This window comes from Streptomyces sp. NPDC047706, assembly GCF_043204795.1.
Classification (GTDB): Bacteria; Actinomycetota; Actinomycetes; order Streptomycetales; family Streptomycetaceae; genus Streptomyces.
In genome coordinates, this window is the sequence record NZ_JBIDCW010000014.1 from 107,708 (window position 1) to 120,242 (window position 12,535).

General features: G+C 72.1%; 7 protein-coding genes. 3 read left to right on the top strand and 4 right to left on the bottom strand.

Features of this window, described 5'->3' with window-relative positions; translation table 11 throughout:
* Nucleotides 1-45: 45 nt before the first annotated feature.
* The 3 genes from mfd to ACGF8A_RS18590 all read right to left on the bottom strand — a co-directional run bounded on the left by mfd (nt 46) and on the right by ACGF8A_RS18590 (nt 7,261).
* On the bottom strand, nt 46-3,579 hold the full coding sequence (gene mfd / locus ACGF8A_RS18580) for a transcription-repair coupling factor (RefSeq protein ID WP_393109373.1): 3,534 nt from the start codon (nt 3,577-3,579) through the stop codon (nt 46-48).
* Nucleotides 3,580-3,896: 317 nt separating this feature from the next.
* Nucleotides 3,897-6,476 (bottom strand): ABC transporter permease, encoded by a 2,580-nt coding sequence (locus ACGF8A_RS18585; protein ID WP_393109375.1) that lies wholly within the window; start codon nt 6,474-6,476, stop codon nt 3,897-3,899.
* Nucleotides 6,473-7,261, bottom strand: coding sequence for an ABC transporter ATP-binding protein (locus tag ACGF8A_RS18590; RefSeq protein ID WP_393109377.1), 789 nt, complete (start codon nt 7,259-7,261; stop codon nt 6,473-6,475). The genes ACGF8A_RS18585 and ACGF8A_RS18590 overlap by 4 nt, the downstream gene beginning before the upstream one ends.
* A 415-nt stretch (nt 7,262-7,676) precedes the next feature.
* Between ACGF8A_RS18590 and ACGF8A_RS18595 the strand changes: the two genes are divergently transcribed.
* From ACGF8A_RS18595 to ACGF8A_RS18605, 3 genes are all read left to right on the top strand, one after another.
* On the top strand, nt 7,677-9,182 hold the full coding sequence (locus ACGF8A_RS18595) for an MFS transporter (RefSeq protein ID WP_393109379.1): 1,506 nt from the start codon (nt 7,677-7,679) through the stop codon (nt 9,180-9,182).
* 264 nt (nt 9,183-9,446) lie between these two features.
* On the top strand, nt 9,447-9,878 hold the full coding sequence (locus tag ACGF8A_RS18600; protein WP_393109381.1) for a DUF485 domain-containing protein: 432 nt from the start codon (nt 9,447-9,449) through the stop codon (nt 9,876-9,878).
* A 26-nt stretch (nt 9,879-9,904) separates the two neighbouring features.
* Entirely contained in the window at nt 9,905-11,485 is a 1,581-nt protein-coding gene (locus ACGF8A_RS18605; protein ID WP_393109504.1) for a cation acetate symporter, read from the top strand.
* 57 nt (nt 11,486-11,542) lie between these two features.
* Here the strand turns inward: ACGF8A_RS18605 and ACGF8A_RS18610 are convergent, their stop codons facing one another.
* Nucleotides 11,543-12,430, bottom strand: coding sequence for a cellulose-binding protein (locus tag ACGF8A_RS18610; protein WP_393109383.1), 888 nt, complete (start codon nt 12,428-12,430; stop codon nt 11,543-11,545).
* Between the last annotated feature and the right edge of the window lie 105 nt (nt 12,431-12,535).

Sequence of the window (12,535 nt, forward strand, 5' to 3'; positions counted from 1 at the left end):
CTCATGACCGACGTCGAAATGGCGGCGCCGTGCCCGGCCGGCCGTTCAGGACCCCAGCACCGACGCCAGGAACTCCCCGACCCAGCCCAGCAGGTCCCGCCCGACCAGCGGCTTCCCGCCCACCTTCGCCGTCTTCGGACGCGGCACCAGCACCTGGTGCACGGCCGGCTTGATGACCGTCCCCGGGTACAGCCGCTTGAGCCTCAGCTCCTGCGACTCCCGCAACTCCACCGGCGCGAACCGGATGTTGTTGCCCTGCAACACGATCTCGCCGACGCCGCACGCGCGCGCGAGCATGCGCAGACCGGCCACCAGCAGCAGGTTCTCCACCGGCTCCGGCAACTTGCCGTAGCGGTCGACCAGTTCCTCCCGTACGGCCTTGACGTCCTCCTCGGAGTTGGCGGAGGCGATCGCGCGATAGGCCTGCAGCCGCAGCCGCTCGCCCGGCGCGTAGTCGTGCGGGACGTGCGCGTCGACCGGCAGCTCGATCTTGACCTCGAGCGGCGGCTCCTCCTCGATCTCGCCGGTCTCCAGCTGCCGCCGGTAGTCCGCGACGGCCTCGCCGACCATCCGGACGTACAGGTCGAAGCCGACGCCCGCGATATGGCCGGACTGCTCGCCGCCGAGGAGGTTTCCGGCGCCGCGGATCTCCAGGTCCTTCATGGCGACGTACATGCCCGCGCCCATCTCGGTGTGCTGGGCGATGGTGGCGAGCCGCTCGTGCGCGGTCTCGGTCAGGGGCTTCTCCGGCGGGTACAGGAAGTACGCGTACCCGCGCTCACGGCCACGCCCGACGCGCCCGCGCAGCTGGTGCAGCTGCGACAGGCCGAAGGTGTCGCCCCGCTCGACGATCAGGGTGTTGGCGTTGGAGATGTCGATGCCGGACTCGACGATCGTGGTCGAGACGAGGACGTCGAACTTCTTCTCCCAGAAGTCGACGACGACCTGCTCCAGCGCCGTCTCCGACATCTGCCCGTGCGCGGTGGCGATGCGCGCCTCGGGGACGAACTCGCGCAGCCGGGCCGCCGCGCGGTCGATGGACTCGACCCGGTTGTGGATGTAGAAGACCTGGCCCTCGCGCAGCAGTTCGCGGCGGATGGCCGCGCCGATCTGCTTCTCCTCGTAGGGGCCGACGAAGGTCAGCACCGGGTGCCGTTCCTCCGGCGGGGTGGTGATCGTCGACATCTCGCGGATGCCGGTGACCGCCATCTCCAGGGTGCGCGGGATCGGGGTGGCGGACATCGTCAGGACGTCGACGTTGGCGCGCAGCTTCTTCAGCTGCTCCTTGTGCTCGACGCCGAACCGCTGCTCCTCGTCGACGATGACGAGCCCGAGGTCCTTGAACTTGGTCTCGGAGGAGAACAGGCGGTGGGTGCCGATGACGACGTCCACCGAGCCCTCGCGCAGGCCCTCCAGGACCGCCTTGGCCTCGGTGTCCGTCTGGAACCGGGACAGCGCCCGCACGTTCACCGGGAACTGCGCGTAGCGCTCGCTGAACGTCCCGAAGTGCTGCTGAACCAGCAGCGTCGTAGGGACGAGGACCGCCACCTGCTTGCCGTCCTGTACGGCCTTGAAGGCGGCCCGGACCGCGATCTCCGTCTTGCCGTAGCCGACGTCGCCGCAGATCAGGCGGTCCATCGGGACCGACTTCTCCATGTCGTCCTTGACCTCGGCGATGGTCGTCAGCTGGTCCGGCGTCTCCGCGTAGGGGAAGGCGTCCTCCAGCTCGCGCTGCCAGGGGCTGTCCGCGCCGAACGCGTGCCCGGGCGCCGCCATCCGCGCGCTGTACAGCTTGATCAGGTCGGCCGCGATCTCCTTGACGGCCTTCTTCGCGCGCGCCTTGGTCTTCGTCCAGTCCGCGCCGCCCAGGCGGTGCAGCGTGGGGGCCTCGCCGCCGACGTACTTGGTGATCTGTTCCAGCTGGTCGGTGGGGATGTAGAGCCGGTCGCCGGGCTGACCGCGCTTGGCGGGGGCGTACTCCACGACCAGGTACTCGCGGGTCGCACCCTGCACGGTGCGCTGCACCATCTCGATGTAGCGGCCCACGCCGTGCTGCTCGTGGACGATGTGGTCGCCCGCCTCCAGGGTGAGCGGGTCGATGGTCTTGCGGCGGCGGGCAGGCATGCGCTGGCCGTCGCGTCCCGCGGCCTTCTGGCCGGACAGGTCGGTCTCTGTGAGCACGGCCAGCCTCAGCGCCGGGTCCACGAAGCCGTGGTCGATCGAGCCGCACGCCACGTGCACCACGGACGGGGAGATGTCGCCCAGGTCGGCCTCCAGCCGGGCCGCGATCCCCTCGCCGCCGAGCACCTCGACCGTACGCGCGGCCGGGCCGTGGCCCTCGGTGACGTAGACCGTGCGCCAGCCGTCGGCGAGCCATCCCTTGGTGTCGGCGAGCGCCTTGGCGGTGTCGCCGCGGTAGGTCTCGGGGGCGTGCATGCCGAGCTTGAGGGTGGCGGCGTCCAGTTCCTCGTCGGCGGCGAACGGCGACACCGACCACCACATCATGTCCAGCTCACGCGCCCGGTCGCGGACGTCCGCGAGAGACCACAGGGAGGCGGCGCCGACGTCGATGGGCGCCTCGCCGCCGCCGGCGGTGGCCGCCCAGGAGGCCTGGAGGAACTCCTGGGAGGTGGCCACGAGGTCGGCGGCACGCGTGCGTACCCGCTCCGGGTCGCACACGACGGCCATGGAGCCCTTGGGCAGGACGTCGAGCAGGAGCTCCATGTCGTCGACGAGGACCGGCGCGAGCGATTCCATGCCCTCGACGGCGATCCCCTCGGCGATCTTGCCGAGCAGTTCGCCGAGCTCGGGGTGCTCCTCGGCGAGGGCACGCGCGCGTGCCCGCACGTCGTCGGTGAGCAGCAGCTCACGGCAGGGCGGGGCCCACAGGCCGTGCTCGGCGACTTCGAGGGAGCGCTGGTCGGCGACCTTGAAGTAGCGGATCTCCTCGACGTCGTCGCCCCAGAACTCGATGCGCAGGGGGTGTTCCTCGGTGGGCGGGAAGACGTCGAGGATCCCGCCGCGTACGGCGAACTCGCCGCGCTTCTCGACCAGCTCCACGCGCGCGTACGCGGCGGCGGCAAGGGCGTCGACGATCTCGTTCAGATCGGCGCTCTGCCCGTTCCGCAGCGCCACCGGCTCCAGGTCACCCAGGCCCTTGACCTGCGGCTGGAGCACGGACCGCACGGGTGCCACGACGACGGAGACCGGGCCGGTCTCGGGGTCGTCGGGGCGCGGGTGGGCCAGCCTGCGCAGCACGGCGAGGCGGCGGCCCACGGTGTCGCTGCGGGGGCTCAGCCGCTCGTGCGGGAGTGTCTCCCAGGCCGGGTAGTCCACGACGCCGTCCGGGGGCAGCAGCGTGCGCAGCGCCGCCGTGAGGTCCTCCGCCTCACGTCCGGTCGCCGTCACCGCCAGCACCGGGCGGCCGCTCTCGCGGGCCAGCGCGGCGACGGCGAAGGGGCGTGCCGCCTGGGGGCCGACCAGGTCGACGTGCGTCCGGTTGCCGTCCGTGGCCGCCTTGATCGCTTCCGCGAGTGCGGCGTCCTTGACGACGGCGTCGAGCAGACCGTGCAGGCTCATTCGGGGTGCTTCCCGTCCGGGGGTGGACAACACAACGGGCCCGACGCGCGCTGCGGGCCGGGGGTCTCCAGGGTACGTCGCCGCCGGGGGTGTCACCCGGAGGAGTGGTGAGGCCGGACGGAAAGGGCGGGCCCCGGAGCACCCGGGGACGACACCCGGACCGGGTTGCTGCCGCCTGCCGCGCGGGTGTCCGGGGGTGAGGGCGCGCGCCGCCGGCCACCTCGTCGCGGCCCGCGCGCAGGCAAGGCCCGGCGCAGGGAGTCCCTCCAGGACTCCTCGGCGCCGGGCCCGTCCCCCGCAACCCCCGTATGCGGTGGCTACTCGGTGGCGATGGCGTCGAGGACGTTCATGCGGCCCGCCCGGAAGGCCGGGATCAGGGCGGCGAACAGACCTACGAAGGCCGAACCGATGAACACCGCGCCGATGGTCGGCCACGGGATCTCCAGCACCTTCAGGCCCTCCAGGGCGAGGAGCTGCTGGGCGGTGGCGCCCCAGCCAAGGCCCAGCCCCAGGCCCAGCAGGGCGCCGAAGAGGGCGATCACGACCGACTCCAGGCGGATCATCCGGCGCAGTTGCCGGCGCGAGAGGCCGATCGCCCGCATCAGGCCGATCTCCCGGGTCCGCTCGACCACCGACAGGGCGAGCGTGTTCACGACGCCCAGGATCGCGACGATGATCGCGAGGGCGAGCAGGCCGTAGATCATGTTCAGCAGCTGCCCGATCTGGTCCTTCAGGGCTTCCTTGTAGTCGGTCTGGTCGCGCACCTTGTACTGCGGGTAGTCGTCCAGAGCCGTCTTCAGCGCCGTGTACGCGGCCGCCTCCCGGCCCTCCTCGGCCGAGGCGAACAGCAGCGTGTCGAGCGGCATCCTGTCGGCGGGGACGTACTTGGCGAGGGTGTCGATCGCCGTGTACATCGCGCCCTGGTCGATCACCGCTTCGCTGCTGGTGATCGCCCGGACCGTCAGGCGGGCCTCGGAACCGTCCTCGAAGTCGACGGCGATCTCGGAGCCGAGGCGGATGCCGTGGTCCTTGGCGTACTCCTCGTGGACGGACATCGAGTCGGGCCGGTAGGCGTCCGCCAGGTCACCGGCGACGGTCTCGACCCGCAGATCCTGCGCGTACGTCGGGTCGGCGGCCGTGATGGCGGTGTCCTTGGACGTCCTGCCGTCCGGGGTGGTGAAGTCGGCCTGCGTCCACTTGTACTCGGTGACGCGGGCCACGCCGTCGGCGTCCTTCACGGCCTGGACCGCCTGCGGGGTGATCAGCTGCCCGGTGTCGGACTGCACGATGAAGTCCGTGCCGACGCTCTTGTCGAGCTCGTCGGTCGCCGAGGCGACCATCGAGGAGCCGACCACCGAGAGGCAGGCCACCAGCGCCAGCCCGATCATCAGCGCCGCGCCCGTGGCGCCGGTGCGGCGCGGGTTGCGCAGCGCGTTGCGCTCGGCCATCCGGCCGACCGGGCCGAACATGCGCAGCACGATCGCGCCGAGCACCCGGACCAGTCCGCCCGCCAGCAGCGGGCCGACGACGACGAAGCCGATCAGCGACAGCACCACGCCCGCGCCGAGCCACAGCGCGCCGTCGCCGGCGGTGTCCGCGGCCGTCGCGAGGTAGAGCGCGAGGGCTCCGCTGCCCGTCAGCAGCACGCCGAGCACGGCCCGGACGGCGCCGGCCCTGGCGTCGGCCGGGACGCCCACGTCGCGCAGCGCGGCCATCGGCGAGACCTTGCCGGCGCGGCGGGCCGGGAGGTAGGCGGCCAGGACGGTGACCACGACGCCCAGGACGAGGCCGGCGACCGGGGTGGTCCACACGACCGTCAGGTCGTCGGTGGAGAGGTTCATGCCCATGGCGCCCATGAGCTTCATCAGCCCCACCGCCAGGCCGACGCCCGCGCCGACGCCCAGCACGGAGCCGACGAAGCCGAGCAGCAGCGCCTCGATGAGCACCGAGCGGTTGACCTGTCTGCGGCTGGACCCGATGGCCCGCATCAGGCCGATCTCGCGGGTGCGCTGGGCGACCAGCATGGAGAAGGTGTTGATGATCAGGAAGACGCCGACGAGGAACGCGATCCCGGCGAAGCCGAGCATCGCGTACTTGATGACGCCCATGAACTCCTGGACGTCCTCGGCGTTGGCGTCGGCGACCTCCTTGGCCGTCTGCACCTTGTAGCGGCCGTCGAGGGCGGCGGAGACGTTCTTCTTCAGCTGGGCGTCGCTGACGCCGGCCGCGGCGGTGACGTTGACGTTGGTGTACACGTCCGTGGCGCCGACCAGGGCTTCCTGAGAGGTCCTGGTGTCGAGGTAGAAGATCGCGGCACCGGGGTTGGTGACGGTGAAGTCGGCGACGCCGGAGACCTTCGCGCGGTGCGTGCCGACGGCGGAGATGATGCCGATCTCGTCGCCGAGCTTCAGGCCGTGCTTGTCGGCCGTGTCGGCGTCGACCATCACCTGGCCGGCGCCCTTGGGTGCCGTACCGGAGGTGATGTCCATGGTGCGGGCGTCGTTGGCGTTCCAGTTGCCGACGATGGTGGGCCCGCCGCCGGTCGGGGAGAGGCTGTCCTTGTCGGCGTCGACGACGGTCACCGAGGTCGAGAAGACCGTCCCCTGCGCCGACCGCACGCCGTCCGCCTTGCCGACCGCGTCGACGACGGAGGCCGGCATGACCGGCGGCTTGCCGTTGCCGGCGGTGGTCTCGCCGGTGTCGGAGGAGCCCTTGGCGCTGACGGTGACGTCCGAGGCGGTGGCCGCGAACAGCTTGTCGAAGGTGGTGTTCATCGTGTCGGTGAACACGAGCGTGCCGCACACGAACGCCACCGACAGCAGTACGGCGACGGCCGAGAGGGCCATGCGCCCCTTGTGCGCGAGGAAGTTGCGCATCGAGGTTCTCAGCACGGTCATGACGTGCGCCCCCGGGCGTCGAAGTCCTTCATGCGGTCCAGGACGGCTTCGGCGGTCGGCCGGTGCATCTCGTCGACGATCCGGCCGTCCGCGAGATACAGCACCCGGTCCGCGTACGACGCGGCCACCGGGTCGTGCGTGACCATCACGATGGTCTGGCCGAGCTCGTCCACGGACCGGCGCAGGAAGCCCAGCACCTCGGCGCCCGCGCGCGAGTCGAGGTTTCCGGTCGGCTCGTCACCGAAGATGATCTCCGGCCGGGCGGCCAGGGCCCGCGCCACGGCGACGCGCTGCTGCTGGCCGCCGGAGAGCTGCGTCGGCCGGTGCTTGAGCCGCCCGGCGAGCCCGACGGTCTCCACGACCCGGTCCAGCCAGGCCTTGTCGGGCTTGCGGCCGGCGATGTCCATGGGCAGGGTGATGTTCTCCAGCGCGTTCAGCGTCGGCAGCAGGTTGAAGGCCTGGAAGATGAAGCCGATCCGGTCGCGGCGCAGCCGCGTCAGCTTCTTGTCCTTCAGGCCGGTGATCTCGGTCTCGTCCAGGTAGATCTGCCCACTGGTGACGGTGTCGAGCCCGGCGAGGCAGTGCATCAGGGTGGACTTGCCGGAGCCCGACGGGCCCATGATCGCGGTGAACCGGCCACGGGCGATGTCCACGTCGACATGGTCGAGGGCGACGACGCGGGTCTCCCCGGCCCCGTACGCCTTGACGACCTGCCGCGCCCGCGCGGCTACGGCCGTACGCTCTCCAGTGCCCCCGTGCCTGGGAATTGTTACAGCCGATGTCACCGTATGTCTCCTATGTCGGTCGGCAGTCGACGCGTCTTCCACGTCGTGCGAAGTGGTACGCCGATGAGTCTCGCGGCAGGAGGGGGTGCCGTTCGATGGTGCACAGCCCCCTCTTGCCCTGAGGAAAACCCCACCCCCGAAGGTGCGGCGCACCGCCCCCCGGCCGCCTCGCCGGCGGCGCCCTCAACGGCGTGAAGCCAGGTTAAGCAGGCCCTGGCCGCCCCTCGTCCTCCGCCGGGACGAACCCTCCCCGATCCGTTGTACGGAGAACCCCCTAGGGGCCGTCACCCCCCAGGCGGAGTCCGTCTCGGGGTCGGTCCCCCTTCCGGCCCTCCCAGGCTGCACCCTCCCGTCGCGTGAGGGTCAAGTGGGAAGCTGTCGGAGCAGCAGATAGGTGCAAGGGGAAGGAATCGGCGTGGGCAGCACCGGACCCGTCGTGCGCGACACCGCGCGGCGCACCGCGACCGGCAGACGGGGAGCGGTCGTTGCGGCGCTCATGCTCTCGATGGCGCTGGCGGCGCTCGACTCCACCGTCGTCTCCACGGCCGTACCGCAGATCGTCGGCGACCTGGGCGGCTTCTCCGTCTTCTCCTGGCTCTTCGCCGGCTATCTGCTCGCCGTCACCGTCACCCTCCCCGTCTACGGCAAGCTCTCCGACACCTTCGGCCGCAAACCCGTCCTCATCGCGGGCGCGTCCCTCTTCCTCCTCGGTTCCCTGCTGTGCGCGCTCGCCTGGAACATGTGGGCGCTGATCGCCTTCCGCATCGTGCAGGGCCTGGGCGGCGGCGCCCTGCAGGGCACGGTCCAGACGCTCGCCGCCGATCTGTACCCGCTGCGGGAACGCCCGAAGATCCAGGCCAGGCTCTCCGCGGTGTGGGCGATGTCGGCGGTCGCCGGCCCGGCGGTCGGCGGGGTCCTCGCCGCGTACGCCGACTGGCGGTGGATCTTCCTCGTCAACCTGCCGATCGGTGGCCTCGCCCTGTGGCTGATCGTCCGTCACCTGCACGAGCCGCGGCGCGAGAAGGCCGCACGAGCGCGCGTGGACTGGTCGGGCGCGCTCACCGTGTTCGCCTGCGGCGGGGTCCTGCTGACCGCGCTGGTGCAGGGCGGGGTGGCGTGGCCGTGGCTGTCGGCGCCGTCGATCGCCCTGTTCGGTACGGGACTCGCCCTCGTCGCGCTCCTGGTGGTGATCGAACGCCGGGCGGCCGAGCCGATCATCCCCGGCTGGGTGTGGCGCCGCCGTACGATCGCCGCGGTCAATCTCGCGCTGGGCGCGCTGGGCCTGCTCATGGTGGCGCCGGCCGTGTTCCTGCCGACGTACGCCCAGTCGGTCCTCGGCCTCGGTCCGGTCGCCGCCGGGTTCGTGCTCTCCGTGTGGACGTTGAGCTGGCCCGTCTCGGCGGCGTGCAGCCAGCACGTCTACCGGCGGATCGGCTTCCGCGACACGGCGATGCTGGGCATCGGCGGCGCGACGCTGATCCTGCTGGCGTTCCCCCTGCTGCCGTACCCCGGCGAGGCCTGGCAGCCGACCGCTCTGATGCTCCTGCTGGGCGCCGCGCTGGGCCTGTTCCAGCTGCCCCTGGTCGTCGGCGTCCAGTCCACGGTCGGCTGGTCGGAACGCGGGACGGCCACGGCCTCGATCCTCTTCTGCCGCCAGACCGGCCAGACGATCGGCGCGGCGGTCTTCGGCGCCGTCGCCAACGGCGTCCTCGCGGGCCGCGTCGGCAGCACGGACCTCGACGCCGTCGCCCACGGCCTGGGGACCGGCGCCGCGTCCGCGACCACCCGGCGCGCGGTCGCGGACGCGGTCCACGCGGTGTACCTGGGCGCCGCGTGCGCGGCCGCGCTCGCCTTCGTCGTCCTGCTCGTCCTCGCGCCGCGCCGCTTCCCGGTCCTCAAGGAGGCCCCCGCCGACGGCTGACGTCGTCCTGCCGGCCCTCGCAGCGCCGGGCACCGGCAGGGCGCCCCCCGGCGCCCCTCCCCCGCCTGGACGGCGTCCGCCGCATCGCCCGGTTAACGCGGGTAACACCGCAGGTCACCCGCGGGACGCCGCAGTAAGCGCATACCGACCGCTCAGTTCGGCCAAAACCTCCCGCGCCTCCTGACCGGCGAGTAGCGTGCGTGACCCGCCCCCCACCTCCCTGCGGTCCGCCGCCACGGACCCGAGCCACGCAAGGAGTCCGGGATGACCCACGACCCGTTCTCGCCGTACCCGCAGCGCCCGCCCGCCTCACCGACGTACCCCACCTACCCCTGGCAGCCGCAGGCGCCGCCCGAACCCGCGCCCCGTCGCGCCCCGTTGCACGCGCCGCTCGGGCACCACAGCGACCTGCGTGTCCTGCGCAGCGCCTACCGCCGGCAGCGGCGGGTGGCGACGCTCACCGCGCTCGGGTACTTCACCCTGTTCCTGGTGCTGTCGGCGTTCACACCGGGCTTCATGACCGCCGAGACCGTCTCAGGGCTGCCCGCCGGGCTACTGCTCGCGCTGGCCCAACTGCCCGTGACCTGGCTGGCCATAGCTTTGTACGAGCACACCGCGCGCGTACGGGTCGATCCGCTCGCGGACCGGATCCGCCGGCAGGCCGCGCTGGACGCCAAGCGGGGAGCGGCACGGTGACCGGTTTCGACGACTCCGCGGAGACGATGTCGCTGGTCGCGTTCACCGTCGTCGCCACCATCACGCTGCTGCTGTGCGTGATGACCGGCCCCGACCGCGACGACCTCGACGAGTTCTACACCGGCTACAGCTCCCTCTCCCCGATGCGCAACGGCCTCGCGATCGCGGGCGACTACATCTCCGCGGCGTCCGTGCTGGGCACGTGCGGGGTGATCGCGCTCTACGGCCACGACGGCATCGTGCTGGCGCTCAGCACGGCACTGTCGCTGATGCTGCTGATGTTCCTGCTGGCGGAACCCCTGCGCAACGCGGGCCGCTTCACGATGGGTGACGCGTTCGCGCGCCGGATGCCGGGGCGGTGCGTGCGGATCACCGCGTGCGTGGTGACGCTGGCCGCGCTGCTGCCGCTGATGCTGGTGCAGCTCGCCGGCACCGGACAGCTGATGGCGTTCCTGCTCGGGCTGTCCGGCTCAGGGGTGGAGACCGGCTGCATCGTGGGGCTGGGCACCCTGATGATCAGTTACGCCGCGATCGGGGGGATGAAGGGCACCGCGCTCATCCAGATCACGAAGATCGTGATGCTGCTCGGGTCGGGCGCGGTGGTCGCCGCGCTCGTGCTGAGCAAGTTCGGCTGGGACCCCGTGGCGCTGTTCGACGCGGCGGCCGAGCGAAGCGGCGCCGGCAGCGCGTTCCTCGGCTCCGGACTCCAGTTCCAGGGCGGGCCCTTCCCGCGGCTCGACATGATCACCGCCGAGCTGTGCGTGGTGCTGGGCGGCGGCTGCCTGCCGCACGTGACCATGCGCATGTACACCGCGTCCAGCGCCCGTCAGGTACGCCGGTCGATGTCCTGGGCGGTGTCCGGCGTCACCGTGTTCGTGCTGATCGTCACCGTCGTCGGGATGGGCGCGACCGCGCTGATCGGCCGCGAGGCCATCACCCGGGCGGATCCGCAGGGCAACTCGGCGTATCTGCTCGGCTCCCAGGCGGCGTTCGGGCCGCGGGTGACGACCGGGGAGACGTTCCTGTTCACGGCGGTCACGACGGCCGTGTTCCTGACCGTGCTCGCCTCCGTCGCCGGGATGATCCTGGCCTGCGCCAACTCCCTGGCCCACGACGTCTTCGCCGCCCGCGTCCAGGAGCTGTCCGCCCGCCGCGAGATGACGCTGGCCCGCCTGTCCGCCGTGGCGGTCGGCATCCCGACGATCCTGCTGGCCACCCTGGTGCAGCACCGCAGCCTGCACCCCCTGATAACCCTGTCCTTCTCCCTGGGGGCCTCCGCCATCGCACCCGCCCTGGTCTACGGCCTGTTCTGGCGCCGCTACACCCGCACCGGCCTGCTGAGCACCCTCATCGGCGGCACCCTGGCGGTCCTGGTCCTGATGCCGGGGACCAACCTGGTCTCCGGTTCCCCGGTCGCCGCCTTCCCCGAGGCGGACTTCACCTACTTCCCCTTCACCACACCCGGCCTGCTCTCCGTCCCGCTGGGCTTCGCCTTCGGCTGGCTGGGCACCATGGCGTCCGGGCGGCGCAAGGCGCAGGAGCAACGACGCCAGTACGAGGCCGTGGAGGGGTGGATCCTGGCGGGGGCGGTGCGCCGCAGGAGCTGACGCGCGCGGAAGGCGGAACGGGCCTTCCACCCTCGGGTCCCCGGGCGGGCCCCGGCCTCACTCCGCCGGCGCCCGCCCGCCCGTGAGCGCCGCGAGGCTGCTGCGTACGTAGTCCATGTGGGCCTGTACGTCGTCCCAGCGCTGCCCGTGCTCGCGCAGCATCTGCTCCGTCTCGCGGGCGATGCCGTCCGCCCGCGCCCTGGCCTCCGCGAGCACCTCCTCGGCCAGCACCCGCGCCCGCTCCTGCTCGCGTCCGAGGGCCTGCTCGGCGTCGGCGAAGTCCCGCTCCGCCCCGGCCAGCGCGGCCTCCGCCCGCGCGGCCCGGTCGGCGTGCCGCGCGTCCACGGCGGCGGCGCCCTGCTCGGCCTCGCGTTCCACCGCGGCCCAGCGCGCCGCGTGGTCCTTCTCCTGCTCGGCCAGCCTCGCGGCGGTACGCTCACGGACCTCACGCAACGCGGCAAGCGCCTCCGCGCGCCCCTCCTTCACCTCACGCCGGGCCTCGACGCGGATCTCGTCCGCCTCCGCGCGCGCCGCGAGCAGCCGCTGCCGGGCGCGTTCCTCCACCTCAGCCACCAGCGCGTCCGCCTCCTCCTGCGCCGTCCGGCGCAGGCTGTCGGCGTGCGCCTCGGCCTGCGCGAGCTGCTCGTGCGCCTCGCGCCGCGCCCGCTCCCGCAGCGCCGCGGCCTCGTCCCGCGCCATCTCGAAGAGGCGCCGCGCGCCCTCGCCGAGCGACTCGTACGTCTGCGGCGGCAGCTCCGCCAGCGTCTCGCGCAGTTCCTCGGCCTCCTCCTCCATCTCCCGGGCGAGCACGGTGAGGCGGGCGGCGCGCTCCCAGGCGGCGTCACGATCGTCGGACAAGGCGGCGATGTACGCATCGACCTCTTCGGGGCGGTAACCGCGCCCCCGTACTGTCACGAAGCCATGCGACACGGATGCGCTGCTCATTGCGGAACCCCTCGAGCGATGTCGATTTAGCGCATATCTTGATGTATCGGACAGAAATGGTCATTATCCGACACTCCGCGCCGGGCGCACCTCTACACCTTCCGG